This window comes from Exiguobacterium sp. SH0S1 (genome assembly GCF_004337165.1).
GTDB classification, from domain to species: domain Bacteria; phylum Bacillota; class Bacilli; order Exiguobacteriales; family Exiguobacteriaceae; genus Exiguobacterium; species Exiguobacterium aurantiacum_A.
On record NZ_SJVC01000006.1, the window covers coordinates 42,281 to 61,905 of the forward strand.

General features: G+C 51.5%; 25 protein-coding genes. 8 read left to right on the forward strand and 17 right to left on the reverse strand.

Going from position 1 to position 19,625, the window contains the following annotated elements; genetic code table 11:
• Window positions 1-6: 6 nt before the first annotated feature.
• Window positions 7-456, reverse strand: coding sequence for a hypothetical protein (locus EVJ20_RS12760; protein WP_131508395.1), 450 nt, complete (start codon window positions 454-456; stop codon window positions 7-9).
• A gap of 133 nt (window positions 457-589) precedes the next feature.
• Here EVJ20_RS12760 and EVJ20_RS12765 point away from each other — a divergent pair, with 133 nt between their 5' ends.
• Together EVJ20_RS12765 and EVJ20_RS12770 are read left to right on the forward strand one after the other, a co-directional pair.
• Window positions 590-1,207: a glucosaminidase domain-containing protein gene (locus EVJ20_RS12765; protein WP_131508397.1), complete on the forward strand. Its 618-nt coding sequence runs from the start codon at window positions 590-592 to the stop codon at window positions 1,205-1,207.
• 212 nt (window positions 1,208-1,419) lie between these two features.
• Window positions 1,420-2,040, forward strand: a complete 621-nt coding sequence (locus tag EVJ20_RS12770; RefSeq protein ID WP_131466258.1) for an SAM-dependent methyltransferase — start codon at window positions 1,420-1,422, stop codon at window positions 2,038-2,040.
• A 28-nt stretch (window positions 2,041-2,068) separates the two neighbouring features.
• Here the strand turns inward: EVJ20_RS12770 and EVJ20_RS12775 are convergent, their stop codons facing one another.
• A complete protein-coding gene (locus tag EVJ20_RS12775) occupies window positions 2,069-3,142 on the reverse strand; it encodes a HAMP domain-containing sensor histidine kinase (protein ID WP_161567034.1) in 1,074 nt (357 codons plus the stop codon).
• Window positions 3,139-3,831, reverse strand: coding sequence for a response regulator transcription factor (locus tag EVJ20_RS12780; protein ID WP_071398959.1), 693 nt, complete (start codon window positions 3,829-3,831; stop codon window positions 3,139-3,141). The genes EVJ20_RS12775 and EVJ20_RS12780 overlap by 4 nt, the downstream gene beginning before the upstream one ends.
• 269 nt (window positions 3,832-4,100) lie before the next feature.
• On the opposite strand from EVJ20_RS12780, the gene EVJ20_RS12785 reads away from it, so the two are divergent.
• Together EVJ20_RS12785 and EVJ20_RS12790 are read left to right on the forward strand one after the other, a co-directional pair.
• The gene (locus tag EVJ20_RS12785) at window positions 4,101-4,580 is read left to right on the forward strand and encodes a DedA family protein (RefSeq protein WP_131466262.1); all 480 of its coding nucleotides are present in this window, start codon (window positions 4,101-4,103) and stop codon (window positions 4,578-4,580) included.
• Window positions 4,581-4,790: 210 nt separating this feature from the next.
• A complete protein-coding gene (locus tag EVJ20_RS12790; RefSeq protein WP_131508399.1) occupies window positions 4,791-6,290 on the forward strand; it encodes a phytoene desaturase family protein in 1,500 nt (499 codons plus the stop codon).
• A 37-nt stretch (window positions 6,291-6,327) separates the two neighbouring features.
• Here EVJ20_RS12790 and EVJ20_RS12795 read toward each other — a convergent pair whose 3' ends face one another.
• Both EVJ20_RS12795 and EVJ20_RS12800 read right to left on the reverse strand, forming a co-directional pair.
• The gene (locus tag EVJ20_RS12795) at window positions 6,328-7,341 is read right to left on the reverse strand and encodes an ABC transporter permease (RefSeq protein WP_131508401.1); all 1,014 of its coding nucleotides are present in this window, start codon (window positions 7,339-7,341) and stop codon (window positions 6,328-6,330) included.
• Complete coding sequence (locus tag EVJ20_RS12800; RefSeq protein WP_131490724.1) at window positions 7,334-8,062, reverse strand: ABC transporter ATP-binding protein; 729 nt, start codon at window positions 8,060-8,062, stop codon at window positions 7,334-7,336. Before EVJ20_RS12800 ends, EVJ20_RS12795 begins: the two co-directional genes overlap by 8 nt.
• Before the next feature lie 169 nt (window positions 8,063-8,231).
• Between EVJ20_RS12800 and EVJ20_RS12805 the strand changes: the two genes are divergently transcribed.
• Window positions 8,232-8,849 carry a TetR/AcrR family transcriptional regulator gene (locus EVJ20_RS12805; protein WP_131468174.1) on the forward strand — a complete coding sequence of 206 codons (618 nt, stop codon included), beginning with the start codon at window positions 8,232-8,234 and terminating at the stop codon, window positions 8,847-8,849.
• A 3-nt stretch (window positions 8,850-8,852) separates the two neighbouring features.
• On the opposite strand, the gene EVJ20_RS12810 is transcribed toward EVJ20_RS12805, so the two are convergent.
• Genes EVJ20_RS12810 through EVJ20_RS12830 form a run of 5 tightly spaced genes read right to left on the reverse strand, consistent with a single transcriptional unit; the run spans window position 8,853 to window position 13,319 of the window.
• Window positions 8,853-10,160, reverse strand: coding sequence for a HAMP domain-containing sensor histidine kinase (locus tag EVJ20_RS12810; protein ID WP_131490722.1), 1,308 nt, complete (start codon window positions 10,158-10,160; stop codon window positions 8,853-8,855).
• The gene (locus EVJ20_RS12815) at window positions 10,157-10,831 is read right to left on the reverse strand and encodes a response regulator transcription factor (RefSeq protein ID WP_131490721.1); all 675 of its coding nucleotides are present in this window, start codon (window positions 10,829-10,831) and stop codon (window positions 10,157-10,159) included. Before EVJ20_RS12815 ends, EVJ20_RS12810 begins: the two co-directional genes overlap by 4 nt.
• An 18-nt stretch (window positions 10,832-10,849) precedes the next feature.
• Window positions 10,850-12,001: an ABC transporter permease gene (locus tag EVJ20_RS12820; protein ID WP_236636429.1), complete on the reverse strand. Its 1,152-nt coding sequence runs from the start codon at window positions 11,999-12,001 to the stop codon at window positions 10,850-10,852.
• Window positions 11,998-12,681: an ABC transporter ATP-binding protein gene (locus EVJ20_RS12825; RefSeq protein WP_131458961.1), complete on the reverse strand. Its 684-nt coding sequence runs from the start codon at window positions 12,679-12,681 to the stop codon at window positions 11,998-12,000. Before EVJ20_RS12825 ends, EVJ20_RS12820 begins: the two co-directional genes overlap by 4 nt.
• Window positions 12,678-13,319: an efflux RND transporter periplasmic adaptor subunit gene (locus tag EVJ20_RS12830; protein WP_071398966.1), complete on the reverse strand. Its 642-nt coding sequence runs from the start codon at window positions 13,317-13,319 to the stop codon at window positions 12,678-12,680. Before EVJ20_RS12830 ends, EVJ20_RS12825 begins: the two co-directional genes overlap by 4 nt.
• A 144-nt stretch (window positions 13,320-13,463) precedes the next feature.
• On the opposite strand from EVJ20_RS12830, the gene EVJ20_RS12835 reads away from it, so the two are divergent.
• Both EVJ20_RS12835 and EVJ20_RS12840 read left to right on the forward strand, forming a co-directional pair.
• Entirely contained in the window at window positions 13,464-14,189 is a 726-nt protein-coding gene (locus EVJ20_RS12835) for a hypothetical protein (RefSeq protein ID WP_070329057.1), read from the forward strand.
• Window positions 14,190-14,198: 9 nt separating this feature from the next.
• Entirely contained in the window at window positions 14,199-14,927 is a 729-nt protein-coding gene (locus tag EVJ20_RS12840) for an AAA family ATPase (RefSeq protein ID WP_131490719.1), read from the forward strand.
• A 237-nt stretch (window positions 14,928-15,164) separates the two neighbouring features.
• Here EVJ20_RS12840 and EVJ20_RS12845 read toward each other — a convergent pair whose 3' ends face one another.
• The 3 genes from EVJ20_RS12845 to EVJ20_RS12855 all read right to left on the reverse strand — a co-directional run bounded on the left by EVJ20_RS12845 (window position 15,165) and on the right by EVJ20_RS12855 (window position 16,724).
• Window positions 15,165-15,650 (reverse strand): hypothetical protein, encoded by a 486-nt coding sequence (locus EVJ20_RS12845; RefSeq protein WP_131508403.1) that lies wholly within the window; start codon window positions 15,648-15,650, stop codon window positions 15,165-15,167.
• 26 nt (window positions 15,651-15,676) lie between these two features.
• Window positions 15,677-16,144: a hypothetical protein gene (locus tag EVJ20_RS12850; RefSeq protein ID WP_131508405.1), complete on the reverse strand. Its 468-nt coding sequence runs from the start codon at window positions 16,142-16,144 to the stop codon at window positions 15,677-15,679.
• Between the two features lie 82 nt (window positions 16,145-16,226).
• Complete coding sequence (locus EVJ20_RS12855; protein WP_131466283.1) at window positions 16,227-16,724, reverse strand: hypothetical protein; 498 nt, start codon at window positions 16,722-16,724, stop codon at window positions 16,227-16,229.
• 78 nt (window positions 16,725-16,802) lie between these two features.
• On the opposite strand from EVJ20_RS12855, the gene EVJ20_RS12860 reads away from it, so the two are divergent.
• Complete coding sequence (locus tag EVJ20_RS12860; RefSeq protein WP_131466285.1) at window positions 16,803-17,006, forward strand: hypothetical protein; 204 nt, start codon at window positions 16,803-16,805, stop codon at window positions 17,004-17,006.
• A gap of 3 nt (window positions 17,007-17,009) precedes the next feature.
• Here EVJ20_RS12860 and EVJ20_RS12865 read toward each other — a convergent pair whose 3' ends face one another.
• Genes EVJ20_RS12865 through EVJ20_RS12880 form a run of 4 tightly spaced genes read right to left on the reverse strand, consistent with a single transcriptional unit; the run spans window position 17,010 to window position 19,549 of the window.
• Window positions 17,010-17,483 carry a DMT family transporter gene (locus EVJ20_RS12865; RefSeq protein WP_070329049.1) on the reverse strand — a complete coding sequence of 158 codons (474 nt, stop codon included), beginning with the start codon at window positions 17,481-17,483 and terminating at the stop codon, window positions 17,010-17,012.
• 12 nt (window positions 17,484-17,495) lie between these two features.
• A complete protein-coding gene (locus EVJ20_RS12870) occupies window positions 17,496-18,155 on the reverse strand; it encodes a Crp/Fnr family transcriptional regulator (RefSeq protein WP_131466287.1) in 660 nt (219 codons plus the stop codon).
• A gap of 11 nt (window positions 18,156-18,166) precedes the next feature.
• A complete protein-coding gene (locus EVJ20_RS12875; RefSeq protein WP_131466289.1) occupies window positions 18,167-18,592 on the reverse strand; it encodes a DMT family transporter in 426 nt (141 codons plus the stop codon).
• Window positions 18,593-18,610: 18 nt separating this feature from the next.
• Window positions 18,611-19,549, reverse strand: coding sequence for a DMT family transporter (locus EVJ20_RS12880; protein WP_131466291.1), 939 nt, complete (start codon window positions 19,547-19,549; stop codon window positions 18,611-18,613).
• Between the last annotated feature and the right edge of the window lie 76 nt (window positions 19,550-19,625).

Here is a 19,625-nt window from a genome sequence, read left to right on the forward strand (position 1 = left end):
GCCTCTCTAAATCGATTGTTCTCGAACATCTGCCCGTCTCGGTTGCTCCGGGTCAAGCAACCGAATTTGTTGCTCATAATACCACTGCACCACATACTGACCTGCGACTGCAACTATAAAAAATAAGCCGAGGAGTGGGCGACCTAATAGAACCATGACAAATAAAATCAAACTTGGTAACATCATGAACAAAAATGTCCATATGTACTGCCGACTAATCAATCGCTTGACGTTCGCCTCAGGCGCCATACTCCGCGCGAACTGACTCTCCTTATAATGGAGCCATCCCGTCACAACGATAGACAAGATAACCCCAATTCCGAGCCCGATATAAAACTGTCCGATTTGATATGCGAGTATAAACGTCAAAACGAGTAATAGAGCGAGACTAATTTGAGAACGATTTCGTTTCTGTTGATGCCGTTTTAGCGCTATGGCACGTGCTTGTTTATCCATTCCCCTCACCTCAATTCTAATCTACGACGCAAATTTGGATTATGTTCCCTTTTTAGCTAAAATTAATGATTGTGACTCTGAATAATATGGTATTATCTGTATAGTTTATTCAATCGAATCGGAGGATGTCTTGATGAAAAAAGTGCTCGCTTTTGGCTTAGCTATGATCTTGATTTTAACTTCATGCTTCACCTTCGAAACATCGGCCGAAGCCGCGCCAAAGAAAGAGAATCGTGCTATTATGGGAGCATCGACTTTAACTCCTAAACAGATGGCAGACTACGTGAAAGCGAAAAATCCTAGAACCGTCCGCCTTCATGGCGTGACAGTCGAAGAGCTCGCCAAACTGTTCGTCATCATCGGCGCAAAAGAAGGCGTCCGCGGGGACGTCGCCTTTGCCCAAGCATTGAAAGAGACAGGTTACTTCCGCTACGGCGGGGATGTCCTTCCGAAGCAGCACAATTACTCAGGGATCGGTACAGTCGGCAAAGGTGTCAAAGGCCATTTCTTCCGCTCCCCGCACCAAGGCGTGACGGCACAGATTCAACATTTGAAAGCCTATGCTTCTAAAGAAGCGTTAAACTCGACCCGCGTCGACCCGCGCTTCCATTATGTGAAACGAGGCTCTGCGACGACATGGCCGGCCTTGCATCGCAAATGGGCGATGCAGCCAAAAGGCAACTACGGCACCGAGATTCTCTCTATCTATAAAGAGATGGGACGGACCCAAATCCGGGCCGCCAAAAAATGAACGAACGATCATGACTTATAGGGGTGAACGATAGTGACTTGCAATCAAGTACGGTTATTCAGCGGACTCACGCTTCTCGTAACGGGCGTCGTCTTGCTACTTAAACGCTAACAAGCATTCAGAGCATCTGCTCGGATGCTTTTTTTGTTCATCGAGTAAAATGAAGAGACGAGATCGCATGCCGGCTCGACGTCGATAAGGAGGAACATCACATGTCAACTTGGGATCAACGTTTTGATACAGATGAGTATGTCTATGGAGAAGAACCAAATGAGTTCGTGAAGCAACAAGCGCACTTGTTCAAAAAAGGAATGACCGTTCTCGCGATCGCCGAAGGAGAAGGCAGAAACGCCGTTTGGCTCGCGGAGCAAGGACTCCACGTCGAAATGTGGGACTATTCGCAAGTCGGGTTAGACAAAGCTACACGGTTGGCCGAACGTCGCGGCGTGACGCTGCAGACCCGTCTCGTCGATTTGGCTGAAGCGAACTGGCCTGAACAGGCTTACGATGCCGTTTTATGTATATACGGTCATTTCCCGAAAGAAGTGAAAACGGCCGTCTTTACCGGGATCACGCGGGCATTGAAGCCAGGAGGCTACTTCGTGACAGAAGTGTATAGTGAAGAGCAACTCGCTTATGGGACGGGCGGACCAAAAGAAAAGACTCTCTTATACACAGCGCATGATTTCTCTACCTTCACTGGCTCACTCAACACGTGCCGCTTGTTTGAAGGTGTTGTGGAACGACACGAAGGAATACTTCATCAAGGTACATCCGCAATCATTCAATACATCGGTCAAAAACGCACAAACACCGAATCTAGCGAAAGCTGATTCGGTGTTTGTGTCTATTGACAACTGTTTACATACGAAGCGCAAAGCACGCCCGAAAACAAATGCGTCCTGCTTCCGGTGAATGCACCGTGAGCGTCCCCTCATGAAGCAACATGATTTGACGTGCGATCGATAACCCGAGCCCGTCGCCTGGTGTCTCACCTCGTGATGCATCGACACGGTATGTCCGGTCGAACAATTGATCCATCGCATCGATCGTCTGTTGTGCCGTCCCGTTACAGAGTTGCCACTCAACCACTGCTTCCTGTTGGACGAGTGTCAGTTCAATCGGATTTTCAGCTGTCGCATATTTTAACGCATTCGACATCAAATTTTGAAAGACACGGATGAGCTGCTCTTGGTCAGCTTCCACGTAGACTTCCGGTTGGATGTTCACGATTAAACGGTATCCCTTTTCAGCAAACAACGGTTGTAGTTCGTGCACCAATTGGCTCGTCAACAAGCTGATATTCAAGCGACGTTTCGATAACGTCACTTGTGCGGAATACAACCGATTCACATCCATCAGTTGATCGAGAAGATGTTCGAGCTGTGCCGTTTTTTCATGTAATACGTTGAAGTGACTTTGCTCTTGATCTGTCCATTCCCGTTCAGTTTGGAGTAGCTGAACATAGCCGCGAACGCTCGTCAACGGGGTACGTAAATCATGGGACAAGTTAGAGAACAGTTGATTTCGTTCTTCCTCATGCGACCGTTCTTTCTCGAACAATTGATGCAACTGCCTCGACATTTGGTTGACGCTCTCTGCAAGTGTAGCGAGTTCATCTCGCCCCGTCACTTCAACGGTTCGTCCAAGATCTCCGTTTGCGATTTGTTCAATCTCGTTTGATAAATCCGTGATTTTTTGCAGCGTCTTTCGCGTCATCAATGAAAAGCCAATCACAAAAATGATAATTGTAATAAATGTCACGCTTAAGAAAGCAAGATTATAAATCAACGGATCAGGTGTGGTCTCGTTCTGAATATAATACAAGCTAATCAAATAGCCCATAATTAGAAACGCAATCGTGGCGATGAGGGCGTTGATTAGGATAATCCCGATTAATTTAACGAGTAACCGGTCCCACTGTCGCTTTTTCATAGGCGGTACCCCACGCCCCATACCGTTTTAATGTACGAAGGTTTCCGCGGCGTCTCTTCAATCTTCTCGCGAATTTTCGTGATATGGACCATGACCGTATTGTCGACTTCAAACGCGTCTTCTCCCCAAACCGCCTCATAAATCTGTTCGACCGTCAGCACTTGGTTCGGATGGCGCATGAAGTAGGCGAGGATATCAAACTCTTTCGGTGTCAGCCGAATCGAGGTGTCCCCTTTCGTGCATTGTCTTGTTTGAATATCGAGTGTGACGTCATCAAAAATGAGCACGCCGGACTGGGCCGACTGGTCAGCACCGTAGTCCCGGTAGCGTCGAAGTAGCGACTTCACGCGAAGTGTCACCTCAAGCGGATTGAATGGCTTCTTCATGTAATCGTCCGCACCAATCGAGATGCCTTGCATCAGATCCAAATCGCTTGTCTTTGCTGTCAGCATGAGGATTGGCATGAACTGCGTCTTGCGAATTTCAATACAGGCCTCGATGCCGTCCATGACGGGCATCATCCAATCAAGGATGAGTAAATCGATGGCTTCGTGTGCGACGACGTCAAGCACTTCTTGACCCGTCTTTGCAAATCGCAAGGCGTATCCTTCATTTTTTAAATAAATGGCGAGCAACTCGCGGATCGCCTCATCGTCATCGGCAATCAGAATTGTCGGTTGTGGACGCATTCTCTCCCCCCTCACTTCGTGCACTACGTGTTGACAGACGAACTTTGAATTCATCTTGTTCAACTAGCGTAGCATCTTTTACATTTCCCATACACTTTCGCCTGTGAAACGGCAAAAACATGCAGATTCACGTTTTAGTTATATACCTATATGAAGTGTACCGAGCGCATCACAACGCATTCTGTTGAACTTCTTAACATTTCTTAAGACTCTGCTAAACACTTCTTACGCTTATCGCTCCATACTAGACGTTAGAAGGAGTGACTCGATTGGAAACAATACTTACACAATACGTGGTGCTCGCAATCGGTATCATGTTTACACCGTTGTCCGATGACGTCTTGATGGTCACCCATTTGACGATTACAGCCGTGACGACAGTTCCCGAATGGATCGTGTTCATATCCACTTGGATGGTCTTCACGTTTGCCTTTAGTTGGTTTTATTTGATTGGCCGCGGATTGAATCGATTCATCCCAACTTCAAAACGTGATTCGCGTTATTTAAAACGAGCCGAGGCGCTGTATGCACGATACGGAGCACGCGTCATTCTTGTCTCCTACTTTATTCCTGGTTTGCGCCACCCGATCCACTATGTCGCCGGATTCACCTCGTTGTCGTTTCGAACGTATACGTTCTATAACGTCTTATCCGCGCTTGGTTATACCGGTGCGTGGTTCACCGTGATTCAGTTAGCTGAACGCGTCCCGATTTTCCATCAAACGAAAGATTGGATTCTTTCCCTTTAACGGCCGCCACTCACTTCATACATTCAGATTCCAAACGTATCCAAACGGGTATGTATACGGAGAAGAATCGAATGCCAACGGTTTATATGTTGAATGTGCAGAATTGCATCTTCCCCTCCTCGTCAAGGCAGGGAATCTGTCGACCGACGGCAAAGTACTTAAAAGCTGAATGTATGCAAAATAGATGTTGGAAGGAAGGCGACACGGTATATGAACAACGTGAACAAGTCTGTGATTGTGATCGGGGGAGGACTTGGCGGCTTGTCAGCGGCCATTTCTCTCGCTCAACAAGGGTATGAGGTTTCCTTATATGAAAAGAACGGCCATATCGGTGGGAAAGTGAATCGGCTCGAGCAAAACGGGTTCGGCTTCGACCTCGGTCCGTCGATTTTAACGATGCCGTACATCTTCGAAAAATTGTTCACGGGTAGCGGCAAGCGGATGGCGGACTACGTGCCGATCAAACGCCTCGATCTCGAGTGGCGCTCGTTCTTCCCGGACGGCACGGTATTAGATCTATATCACGACCTCGACGTGATGGAGCGTGCCAATCCGACGCTGTCACACAAAGACATGGAAGAGTATCGGGCACTATTGGACTATGCCGAGCGCATCTACCATACGACCGAGAAGAGTTACTTGAAGGAAGGGTTTGAATCACCGCTAGAAGCGGTGGCGAAGACCGGCCTGTTTTCGACGTTGTTCGGATTTGACTTGACGTCGACGATGTACGACGGGATCTCAAAACGGATCAGCAACCCGCATTTACGGACGATGCTCTCCTACTACGTCAAATACGTCGGTTCGTCTCCTTACAGTGCCCCGGCCGTGCTCAACATGATGATTTATATGCAGTACGCGCAAGGCTGCTGGTACGTCGAAGGCGGCACGCACAAATTGGCCGAAGGATTGACGAAACTCGCCGAGGAGATAGGCGTCCAAATCCATACGGGGCAAGGTGTCGTCCGTGCCCATACGATCAACGAGAAGATCACCGCCATCGAGCTCGAGGACGGCCGACTCCGGTCAGCCGATTACTTCGTCTCCAACATGGAAGTCATCCCGTTCTATCAAAAGATGGTCGATGCGGATGAAGACTATGTCGACAAGCTCGTGAAAAAGTATGAACCGGCGAGTTCTGGCTTCGTGATTCATCTCGGCGTCAAAAAAGAGTATCCGGCCTTAGGCCACCACAACTTCTTCTTCTCCGAGAACTTGCACGAACAGATGGATAAGATCTTCGAGAAACACGAGCTACCGGACGACCCGACCATCTATTTGGTGAACGTCAATAAGACCGACCCGACACAAGCGCCGGCAGGACACGAAAACATTAAAATCCTGCCGCACATCCCGTACATCCAAGACGAACCGTTCACACCAGAAGAGTATGCGGCGTTTGAAGAACGCGTCCTCGATAAGCTCGAACGCATGGGCTTGGCCGGGTTACGAGACAACACGGTGACGCGCGACGTCTGGACGCCTCATGACATCGAACGCACGTATGGATCGGACCGGGGCGCGATTTACGGCACCGTCGCAGATAAAAAACGGAACGGCGGCTTCAAGCATAAGAAGCAAAGCGAGCTGTACAACAACCTGTATTTCGTCGGCGGCACCGTGAACCCTGGCGGTGGCATGCCGATGGTGACACTGAGCGGTCAACAAGTGAGCGACAAGATCGCGAAGCGTGACGGCGTTAAAAACTGATCATAAAAAGGATTCGAGCCCACGCTCGAATCCTTTTTTAGTGCCCACGATACTTCCCGAGCGCCCGCATATTCAATAAATAAAGCACGCCTGCGTAAACGATTAAACCGAGCACATAACCCCAGATCCCGGTGAAACCGCTCCCGTACACCATCACTTCCTTGATTGCCGTCGCCCCATAGAAGATCGGCATGGCGTAGCTCAAATTGCCGAGCCCGTATGGAATCAAGTCGAGCGGGATCAATCCTGAGAAGAACACTTGCGGGATGATCGTGAACGGGATCATTTGGACGACTTGGAGCTCCGAACGGGCGAACACCGAAATCGTCGCCCCGAACAAAACGGCCGTCCCGGCCATTAAAATCATCACAAGAAATACCCAACCGATGCTCCCGAGCGACGTCAGCCCGAGCACGTAAATCGTATAGAGCACGATGAAGACAGACTGCACGACCGCGAAGACGCCATAGCCGAGCGTATACCCTAAAATGACTTGTCCGCGTTTGATCGGGGTCATGAGCAAGCGCTCGAGCGTACCCCCGCTCCGCTCTTTGACGAGCGCCATCGCCGACAGGATGAAGACGAAGAAGAACGAGAACAGCGACAAGAACACGTAGCCGAACGAATCAAACGTCGACTGTCCTTCTTCTCCGTATACGTAATTCATCTCGATATCGGCCGCCGGATTGAGCGCCGACAACGCCGCTTGGATCTCACGCACCGCTTTCGACGATTTCGTCGACGGTTCGCGCAACGTGATCATGGTACCCGCCTGTCCCGCTTCGAAGACGGCATCGACGTCTTTATTGTCTTCCAAATAAGCAACCGGCTCCTCGACCGTATCGAGTCGCACGTCGAGCGTCTCGGCTTCGAACGCATCGATAAGCTGCTGCTGGGCGGCCTCATCAAGCACGACGACCGGCACGTAATCCGAGTCGCCGAGCAAGAAGTAGACGAGCGTGAGGATGAGGAGCGGGGCGATCAAAATCAAGGCGACGCTCCGCTTGTCGTTCAACGTCTGAAAGATGACCCGTTTCGCCAAGTTACGCATCGTGCTTCGCCTCCTCTCGTCCGGCAATGAGGAACAGTTCCTCGACACGGCCGTTCTCGGTCTGCTCGAGCAAGTGCGTCACCGTGTCATAGGCGATCAAGCGCCCGTTGTAGATGAGCGCGGCCCGGTCACATTCGAGCACCTCGTCCATGACGTGGGTCGAGACGATGATCGTCGTCCCGCTGGCTCGAATCATTTGAAACTGATCCCAAATCTGGCGGCGCAAAATCGGGTCGATCCCGACCGTCGGCTCGTCTAAAAACAAGACGTCCGGTTGATGAAGGATGGCGATGGCGAGCGACAGCCGCTTCTTCATCCCGCCCGAATAATTACGGACGAGCTTTCTCCGGTCAGCCGACAAGTCGACGAGGGCGAGCACGTCGTCGATGCGCTGTTTGAGCGCCGCCTTGCCGAGTTTATAAATCGAGCCGAAAAACTCGAGGTTCGCCTCACCCGACAAATCGTCGTACAGTCCATCGTTTTGCGGCATGAACCCAATCTTATGAAGCATGTTCATGTTCGGCATCACCGTCTCACCGACTCGAATCGATCCTTTGTCTGCCGCCAATGCGCCGATCATCAAACGGATGAGCGTCGTCTTCCCCGACCCCGAAGGACCGAGCAGACAACAGATATCGCCCGAGTTGATCGTGAAGCCGATATGATCGATGGCCAGTTGGTCACCGAACGATTTACTGACGTCGTTCAGTTGAATATTCATATTGGACTCCCTCCCGATGTCTGCCTCGTGTACACTGAACTAAAAGACACCGTGTTGGTTTATACGTTCAGTATAGTCCGCGCTCGAACGGCCAACAATCATCAATCTCGGTCACAGTGTCGGTTTTCCGACAGACGGCGACAATGTGTTGGATAAAGGAGAAAAAAATATGGAACAGACAGACTTACGGGTCGTCCGGACGAAGCAGTTGATCAAACAGGCGTTGCTCGAATTGATCGAAGAACAAGGATTTGAAGCGGTCACGGTGAAGGCACTCACCGAACGCGCCGGCATCAACCGGGGGACGTTTTACAGCCACTATGTGGATAAGTACGATCTCATGGAGAAATCGATTGAAGCGATCTTTCATGAGGCCGAAACAAAGCTCATCAAAAATTTGCCGAACGTCTTTGGCAATCAGCAAGGCTCCGCTCCCCATCAGTTACTCGTCCCGTTCATCCGGTTCATCGAACAAAATAAGATTTTGATGAAACCGCTCCTCGGTCCGAACGGCGACCCGCAGTTTCAGGCGAGACTCCGCGCCTACATGTACACGGCGCTGTTCCACCGTTCCCCGACCGTTTTGTTTGACGAGACGCAGTCGCTCGTCCCGCCCGATTATTTAGTCTCCTATATCTCGTCGGCACATATGGGCGTCATTTATGAATGGCTCTATAATGACCGAACTGAAACGGTAGAAGATATCGCACGCATCATTTATACGATCACGTTTGAAGGACCGCTCGTCGCGGGCGGGTTGAAGCCGGACAGACAAAAAGACAGGTAGCAGCTACCTGTCTTTTTGATTGGGAAGCGTCACACGCACCGTCGTCCCTGACTTCAATTCGCTCGTGACGTCTACATGACCACCGTGCAACGTGACGATTTTTTGAACGATCGCCATACCGAGTCCTGACCCGCCTTGATGTCTCGAAGGGTCGGCCTGATAGAATCGCTCGTACATACGGCTCACTTGTTCCGGGGTCATGCCCTCCCCGTCATCCGTGATCTCGCAAACAATCGATTCCGCCGTTTGCATGAGCTTGATGCGGATCGTGCCGCCGTCATAAGAGTGGGTCATCGCATTTTGGATCAGGTTGATCCACACTTGGTGCAGCAGTCCGGCATCGCCGACCATCTCGACTTCATCAAGCTCAGCGATCAGGTTCAACCGTTTGCGACTCGACTCTCGTTCAAACGATAAGATACTTTCCCGCATCTGTTCACTGAGCGAGAAGCGGCTGACGTCTAATCCGACGACCGAGTGATCCAACTTGGCAAGGCGCAGCAAGTCACGTGACAACCGCGACAGCCGCTTGCCTTCCTGTTCGATCATTGTCGCATAGTTGACTCGTTTTTCCGTCGGTACGTCAGCCCGTTTCAATAGCGTCGCGTAGCCGAGGATCGAGGCGACCGGCGTCTTGAATTCATGCGCCATAATCGCCGTCAATTCCTCGTTTTTAGACTCATTCGTCGCCAACGTCTCGGTCATCTGATTGAACTGACTCGCCAGCTTGCCGATCTCATCGTCCCCGCCGTCATGTACCCGTACCGTCAAATCACCAGAAGCGACTTTACTTGCCGCCTCGGTCACCCGGTCGATCCGTCTCGTCATGAGCCGGACCGCGAACAAGACAAGCACGCTCGAGACGAGCGCCGTGAGCAACAACGTCTGAAACGATAGATCGCGGAAAATCGTGACCGGGTTCTCGTCCGCGTTCGGGGACAACGTCACGACAGTCCGATCGATTAAAAGCGTGACGGCAGGCAATCGCTCGTCGCTTACGGTCAGCACGTCGCCTCGTTCAAGACGCGCGCGCTCCGCGACCGACCAACTTGCGGCCGCGTAGCGGTCCGTCTCGACAATAAGCGTCCGTTCGGAAAACAAGTCGATGACCTCATCGGCTCCTAATTCATAACGCTCAGAAGCCGTCAGCATGCTCTCGGCCCGTTCAACGAGCATCGTCTCGACTTGCGACGTCAACGCATTCATTTGGAACGTCAAGAAGAGCGTCAGCGTCAGTAAGATCGGGATGAGCAACAGCCCGAAGAAGATGGTCAGGAAACGTCCGTAAATCGAACTGAAGAAGGACTTCATGACTTCAACTCCAAGCGGTACCCAAGTCCCCAGACGGTACTGATTTGAAATGCGTCGACATGCTTCAAGCGGCTCCGGAGACGGTTTACATGGACGTCAATCGTTCGGACGTCACTTTCCGTTTCATAGCCCCAAATGCGATCGAGCAACTGTTGTCGCGTGAACACTTGATTGAGATGCGTCGCCAAATGATACAGCAACTCAAACTCTTTCTTCGGCACCTCGATTGTCTCGACCGGGGTGATCACCGTCAGTGACGTTTCGTCTAACACGCAATCGTGCAGTTGAATCTGGTGGTCTCGATATATATTGGCTCGTCGTAGCATCGCCTCGATGCGGAGCTCGAGTTCTTCTAGATCGACCGGCTTGACGAGATAGTCGTCGGCCCCGGCCCGGAATCCTTTCTTCTTATCAAGCAACGTCTCGAGCGCGGTCAACATTAAGATTGGGAGCGTGTAACCGGCGTCCCGCAGTTGCTCGGTCAACGCTCGACCATCGAGACGCGGCATCATAATGTCGGTCACGATGACGTCGATCGGTTGCTGATCGAGCAGATCGAGCGCCTCCTCTCCGTCAACGGCCCACAGCACGCGGTAGCCCGCTGTCGTCAAATATTCAAACAGAAGACCTCCGAGTGCCGGATCATCTTCGACAAGCAATAGCGTGACCATACGAGATTCCTTCTTTCTTTATGCGTTTCGTAACGCTTCAATCGGCTGCAAGGCGGACGCCTTACGGGCCGGGATATATCCAAAGATGACACCGATCACGACTGAAAACCCTAGTGCCAAGCCGACGGTCGAACTAGCCAACGTGAACGGTACACCCATGACGACGGTCAAACCGAAGGCAAGGAGTGCGCCGACCACTACACCGACCAACCCACCGAGGACGGACAAGAGCACCGATTCAAACAAGAACTGCTGGCGAATTTTCGCCGGTGTCGCGCCTAATGCTTTTCGTAAGCCGATTTCACTCGTCCGCTCCGTCACCGAGACGAGCATCATGTTCATGATGCCGATACCGCCAACGAGTAGCGAGATGGACGCGATGCCGATGAGCAGCATGCTGAGCAAGGAGTTGATTTGGTCGATTGACGCGAGGGCGTCTTCAAAGCTCGTGACGGTAAACGCGTCCCGACCGTTAAATGCGGTCGTCAACTGCTGCGTCAATTCATCACTTACTGTCTCAGATTGTCCTGATTCCGTGTACAGGTCAAACGTCGAAATCGTATTCACATGAAACTGGTGAAGCGCGGTCGTCACCGGAATGACAATCGTCTCGTCCGTCGACATCGAAAACTCTGAAGACGGGGCGAGCGTGCCGACGACGATGTAACGGATCCCGCCAATAGTGATCGTCTCACCGATTGGCGACGTGGTCGGGAACGATTCCTTCACAATCGTATCGCCGATTACGGCGACGCGCGTCCGCTCCGAGATGTCCACTGGCGTGATGCCACGCCCGGAAGCGAGTGTCGAATCCGAGAAGAACGCGTCACTCTTCCCAAGGACGCTCTGTTCGGTCGTTTGACCGCCCAAATAGACGCCTGCTTGATGACTTGTCGTAGGCGATAACGACTCGACGCCGTCAATCGCTTCGAGACGTTCTACTTCGATTACGCTGATGCCATTCTTCGTCGCATCTTCGATTTGGACACTCATCCGGTCCGCCCCGAACGTCGCGACTTCTTCATTGATTGAGGACGTGACACCTGAGATGACCGTCATGAGTGTGATGATGGACGCCGTCCCGATGACAATTCCAAGAATCGTCAAGAAAGAGCGCATCTTATGACTGATCACCGTCAGCCAAGCCATACGTATATTTTCTCGAATCATCGTCGTTCCTCCTTCTCGATACGGCCATCCCGAACGTAGACGATGCGCGTCGCTTCTTTGGCGATGTCGAGGTCATGTGTGATCATGATGATCGTCTTCCCTTCCGCATGCAATTCATGAAATAAGTTCAGAATTTGACGTCCGTTCGTCTGATCGAGCGCCCCGGTCGGCTCATCGGCGAGCAGTAGAGACGGATTTGTCACGAGCGCCCGAGCGATGGCGACACGTTGTTGTTGCCCGCCCGACAGTTGGTTCGGGTAATGGTTCTGTTTATCGCCGAGCCCGACGCGCGTCAACATTTGGTGCGTCCGGTCTTTTCGTTCCGACTTCGACAGCCGTTGATAGATGAGCGGTAACTCGACGTTTTCGCTTGCCGTCAATCGCGGCAGTAAGTTGAACTGTTGAAAGATGAACCCGATCTGCTGATTGCGGAACGCCGACAATTCGGTCTCGGATAACCCGGTCACGTCACGGTCGCCAAAGCTGTAGCGACCGCTCGTGTATCCGTCCAGACAACCGAGAATGTTCATAAGCGTTGATTTTCCCGAACCAGACGGCCCGAGGATGGCGACGAACTCGCCGTCGTGAACCGTCAAATCGATCCCGTTCAACACGATTTGTTCGTTTCCACCCGCCCCGTACGCTTTCGTCAAATCGGTGACTTCAATGAGTGCGCTCATTGTCCTCCTCCGATCTGTGGTGGCATGATACCCCCAGCTGTCGCCTCATCCATTAAGAGGACGCTATCTTCGTCTAATCCGTCTTTAATCTCAACGCGGCTGCCGTCGCTGATGCCGAGCTCGACTTGCCGTTTCACCGGACCATCCGTGCCCTCGACGTACACGTAGGCGTCGCCTTCTTCAAACGTGATGCTGTCGAGTGATAGCGTCTCTGCTTCTTCGACACGTTCGACGACAATCGAGCCTTCGAGCGTCATCCCGTTTCGTAATCCGTCCGTTTCAGGCAACGTGACGTTCATCGCATAACGTGCTGACGAGCCCGGAGTCGTCAATGCTTCCGCTTCATCGGCAATCGATTCGACCGTTCCTTCGAGTTCAGTGTCCAATGCGTTCGCATAGATCGTCAGCGCATCACCTTCCTCGACTTTCCCTAAATCCCGCTCGTCGATCAACAGTCGTCCGGTCGCATCTTCTCCGACAGTCGTCACCTGACCGGCAAACGTATAGACGTTCTCAATCGTCTCCGTCGCCACTTGCTCTGACTTATATTCGACCGATTGCGGCATCAAGAAAATGCCAGCTCCTAACGCGATGGCCAGGGCACCGCCACCTAATCCCCACTTCAGTTTTTTGTTCATCTGTCAATTCCTCCTTTTGGTTGTACCTCAAGGATAAACAGAAGTTATAAACAAAGTATGAACGGATAAATTTACAAATAATTGAAACTATCATGCTAGTAAATGCGTATATCGAATTAATCCATATCAACCTCGGAGGTATATATGCATCAAATCACGAGTTATTTCTTTCTGTACGCAAAAATCGTCCTTACGGATAAAGTTCCATTTCTTTTAACGATGGGACTCCCGCTCGGTGTCGCCCTCCTGTACAGTCCACCAAATATCGGTACGATGACGTCTGCCGAATACGCCACGTATTTGTCGTACTTTTGGGTGTACATCATCTTGGCGACTTATTTGAACGGGATTGCGCTCGAACTCGCACGAATGCGCGAATACGGTCTCATGAAGACGTACGTCATGATCTCCGGCAACAAATATACATACATGTTGGCCATCTTATTGGCCCAGCTCTTGTTTGCCGCAATCAGTCTCCTACTGTTCACAGTTGTCGTCACGCTCGTCCACGGTCATTTCACTTTCGGTTTGCTCGCGAGCCCAATACTGCTATTACTCGCCAGCTTCCCGTTCGCGCTCGGGAGTGTCGTCTTGACGCTTCTGCCGGTGAAAGTATCGAGCTTGATGAAATTTGCGAACATTCTCACCTATCCGCTGTTCCTTTTAGCCGTCAAACAGCCAGATGTCTGGTTCGGTTATGCCAATCCGTTTTATGCCCTACTTCAACTGTCGCTTGCCGTCGTTCATGGTGTCACGCAAGTCGACGTCTCGTTTAACCTGATTACGACAATTCTCTCTCTTGTCGGTTACGTCATCGTCGGCCTGTTCGCGATGAATCGCTTCAACCTCGTCTCATCCGTCACACGCTAGGAGGAAATGATGAACATTCAAAACTTGACCTACTCTTATCCGAAAGCAACACGTCCCGTGCTCGACGACGTCTCATTCACGCTACATCCGAATAAACTGAACGTCTTGATTGGCCTGAACGGGGCCGGGAAGACGACGTTGTTTGATTGTATGACAAGGACGCTCCCAGTCGACCGGGCCTCGCTACAGCTCGTGCCATCGTCTGACATGCTGTATTTAACGCAACAGATTTTGTATCACAACGAATTAACAGGAAAAGATCTCACGTACTTCATCGGACGGCTCACAAAGCGGCCTGACTTCAAGCGACTAGCGACTTATGTCAACGGACTCACGACCGCCCGGGAACAAGAGCTGTTCGAGCATCTGTGGAAGATGAAGCTCGGCAAAATGTCGGTCGGAGAACGCAAGTGGCTATTCGTGACATTGCTCGCCTCGGTCAAACGATCGCTCTACTTGTTCGACGAACCGACGAGCGGCGTCGATCCGGCGTCACGCATCAACATCATGCGCCATTTACAGCGACTCGTAAAAGACGGTCGGACGTGCCTCATCTCGACGCACCAACTGCATGACTTATCCCAGCTGGAGTCCCATGTCATCTTCCTCCATGAAGGTCGTGTCCTGTATGAAGGAGATTTCCGAGACTGGTTGCGCGCGTCCGGGACGACCGACCCCGACGAGGCGTTCGTGAAGATGGTCGAAGGCATTCAAGATGATGTGGCGGTGACAACGTGAATGACTCGTTTTGGGAAAAACACCGCTTCAAGTTTTATACAGCTGGTATGGTCATCTGTGGCTGTTTAGTCGGTATGTTTTCATAAGAAAACCCAGCCTCTGACGAATCAGAAGCTGGGTTTTAGTCTTCCATCCAGCGATAGACAACCATAAAACCAATCCACGTTGCACAAAACGTCAGAACGATGTTAATCAGTTGCCACATTCCATCTGTGAGGTGCATTTATTTATCTCCTTCTAGTTAAACCGATTCTTCGACGCATCGCGATGCGCCGTCCGCAACTCATGGTTCGTCACATGCTCCGGGTCAATCAGTTCAAGCTTCCGGTTCACCCAGACCGATAAGAAAATGAACGGGATGAACAAGGCGAGAAGCATTCCCGCGAAGACGAGGAGTGAGCCTTCGATCGACCAGGCGATGGCGATAAAGATACCGAGCAAGATGACATTGGCGAGCACGATGCCGAATTCGAGACGGACGAACTTTTGATAGCGCGCCTCGTCGCTAAAGGTGAGTAGTAAGTTCATCCGGTGCCAGGCCCGATATAAACTCGGCAACTGGGTCGCCATGATGATGACGGCGAACGTCGCCACTTTAATGTCTTGCGTGAAGATGAAGTAAAAGGCGATCCCTAAAATCGCGAACGTGAGCAAAAGCGCCGTCCGGTTCACGTTGCGGTCGTTCTCGACCATTCGTTTCAGTCGTTCTTGTTTTTCCACCATAGTCACTGCCTCCATCAAACGTTCTTTCATTTTTTGCGTTCACGTTGCACCTTGCTGAGTTCAATTCCTGTCACATGTTGCGGGTCAATCGTTTTCAACTCGCGATCGATGCGGACACCTAACACCACGAACGTGATGAGTCCGACAATAATGACGATGATGAATGTAAGCAACGTGATCCACCCGAGCATCGAACTCATAATCAACATTAGGAGGAACACGAGATTCCCGACGGCCAAACCAAATTCGGACCGTACTTTTTGTTGATAACGGACAGCGTCGTTGAAAGTAAGCAACAACTTCATGCGGTGCCAGCTTTTATAGAGCATCGGGAACTGTCCGACCAAGATGATCGGTAACAGCAACAAAACCTCCGTTGTCATGAAATAAACGATGAACAGTGCAATGAACCCGAATGTCGGATACAGCGTCTGTTTCTGTCGCTTTCGGTCGTTCTCAATCATGCGTTCAAGTCTTACCGTATGGTCAACCATCAAATCCTCCTAGCCAAATCGTCTTTGTTTGCGTAACTCCCGATTCGTCACATATCCTGAATTAATTTCTTGTAATCAACCATCACTTCTCGTCCCATTTCCGTTTCATCTGCTCCCGCTTCGTCAGCCCGAACAGACTGTCGACGACGTGCTCGTCATCGATGCGGAGCAATCGTTTGTCGATCAACGTCGCAGTCAGTAAATGGACGACCAATATGCTGGCAAGTACGCTGCTGAGCGTCGATAGTTCAAAGAAGTTTAATTCATGTCCTATCATTAAACCGAACATGCCCCATAACATCGCGATGTCCCCAATCCCTTTTACTCGAATCAATCCTTGATACGCACGATTGTCATTGAACGACAGCTGCGTGCGCGTCTTTCTCCATGACATATAGCTAAACGGCACCGCAATAGTCGTGACAAACAGAAACATCGCACTATGAGTTAGCGAAAAATTCCCATAAAACCATAGTCCTGCGGCTAAACCAATCAGACCGATTCGAAGCGCCGTGCCCATGCTAGACTGCTTTTCAGTCAATCCATATAGTTCTTCAGTCCGTTCTTTCCGTGTAATCATCCAATCTCCCCCTTTGAAACCAAATCCATCCATGACGCGTATATACAACTAGCATACCAATTATTAGGAGGGATTTCGATGGATATCCTCATTTTAGCCGTCTTGCTCGGCGTCGTCGGTTTTATTGTGACCCGTTCCTATACTTTATATCCGTCATCGTTCGAGGAACGCTCACTCATTCAACCGAACGGCTCTCACACGACAAAATGCCCGCATTGCCAAACCGTCGTGAGACGGCAGGAACACGGGCAAACTTGTACAAATTGCCGTAAATCATTCTGAAGATCAACCTACTTGTTTTACCTGCTGGCGCGCGGTCATTTTCTTCCCACTCAACTGGAACAACAGCACCCCGCCGACGATCAAGACGATGCCAAGCGCCGTCTTCCACGTGAACGGGATCGCCTCAAGTCCGAACCAGCCGAGCGTATCCCACAGCAAGGCGAACAAGATTTGCGACACCATCACGATCGAGATGGCGTAACTCGGACCGAGCTGCTGGACGCTTTGCGTCACGCTCATGACGACACCGACACCGATGATGCCGCTGAACCAGTACCACGTCTCCATGTCACGTAAATCAAACAAACCGCCACCTTCACTGATCAATCCGATGAAGAGAGAGGCGAGAAAACCAAGTGCGAGGACGAGCGTCGTCGTCGCCCAGGCCCCGACCCGTTGTTTCACGTTGGCGTTGAACGTATTCTGTACACAGACGAGCATGCCGCCCATGACCGCGAGCATCATTCCAAGTGCCATTGTCGTTCCCCCTCACTCATAAATACTCTCCCCTGCGACAGCGATCAACCCGGCGCGATTGATGATTGCGATCGACCGACGATCCCGTTCAATCAATCCTTGTTCGACGAAGCGTTTGAGCGTCCGATTGACATGGCGATAACTCGTCCCGATCAAGTCGGCGATATCGGTCAACTCATCGACCGTCGACCCGAGCGCACGCTCGTCCGGCGTCATCGACAACAAGTAGCTCGCGAGCCGGACGTCGACCGGGTAAAACAAGTTGAAACTCATCGACTGCGACTTCAACTCGAACTTTCTCGTGATCTCTTCTAACAGATAATGGAGCCACGCCACATCGTCCGCCGCGTGTCGGGCCAAATCGTCAAACCGGATGACGAGCATCTCGACCAACGTGACCGCCTCGACCGTATTTAAGTACGGTGTCCGGCGCACGTACTCGATGTCACCGATCAAATCGAATGGACGTTTGAACGACAGTACGAGGCGTTTGCCAGTTGCCGACGTATGCGCCACGCGAATCTTGCCTTTGACGAGAAAATGAAGGTGGTGCGCGTCGTCACCTTGGGCGCAAATCGTCGCACCTGGCTCGTAACGGACGAGCGTGAAATGTTCGTGTGTCGCTTGTGGCAAGACCTGCAACTCCAGTTGCGTCAAATAGTGTTCTAGCATCCGGTCCCCTCCTACCATTTCAACAAGATGATGCCGGCGACCATCATGGCGACACCGAGCAATTGTGACACGTTCAACTCTCGGCGTATCATCCCGAACCAGCCGCGCCAATCGATGACGAGCGCGAGGGCGAGCTGCGCAATCAGAAACAAGGAGATTGTCAACGTGACACCGAGCTGATGGACGGCTGTCATGTTGCTGAACAAGATGAGGGCTGCGAACGCGCCACCCGACAAATAGAGCGGGTGCACGTGTCGCATCTGTTTATACGTCCGGTCACGCACAGCCAGCATGACGAGAAGCGCCACAATGAAGCCGGTCATCTGCGTCAATGTCGCGGCCTGCCACGTGCCGATCTGTGAACTGATTCGTGCGTTGGCGACGCTTTGCAACGTTAAAAAGAAACCGCCGCTGATGGCGAACAAGACTCCGCGCATCGTATCCCCTCCTTTATATTATGACAAGCGGATCATCATGATGCCGAGCACCATGGCGAGCAAACTGACGAGTTGAATCCCGGTCACCGGATTTTTGGCCGCACCGAACCAACCGAACCGGTCGATCAGCAAACTTCCGCATAGTAAACCGACAATGACGATGACGACGGCGATGCCGGTCCCGACCATCGGGACAATCAAGACGTTCCCGCCGATAAAGAGCGCGCCGATGATCCCGCCAAGCCAAATCCACCACGGTTGTCCCGATAGCCCGCGCCATTCAACGCTCGGCCGGAGGATGAGTAAGATGAGGAGAAGTGCGACGATTCCGACGACAAACGAGACGAGCGCGCCTTTTAGTGCAGACTCGAGCACAGTCCCTAAATAGCCGTTGATGGCGGTCTGCATCGCACTCATCATCCCGGTCCCGATTCCGAGTAAACGCCAGACGTTCAAGTTACCGGTCTCCACCCGGTTCGCGATGACAAATTTTCCACGCCGACGATTGATCCAGTCTGTGAGTGCGACCGTCCCGACGACCCCTAGTAAAACAAGCAAGGCCCCAAACACGCGCCACGGTGTGAGGACGCTCACGGTCGAATTGAACCAACCGAAGTGATCGATTAACAGCCCCATCACGATCTGTCCAAAGATTGGCATGATGACCGTCTGGACGCTGCCGAGCCGTGGGAACAAGAGAATGTTCCCCGTTAAAAAAATGACCCCTAACAAGCCACCCGACCACATCCAGATTGGCTGTTGCTGAAAGATTGACGAATCGAACCCGAATCCTTGTCCAGAGACAAGCAGGATGAGCGATAAAAAGGTCGTCCCGACCGCGAATGATAGGAACGAAGCGACAAACGGTGACCCGACGATCGAACGCAGACGCGAGTTCACGCTCGTCTGTATCGGTAGTAAGATGCCGATCACGAGTCCAATAACAATGGCTAACATATTTCGTTTCCTCGATTCTATGATGTAGTGCAAGTTATTATCTCAATGTACATCTCACTCATCCAAAGTATAAAGG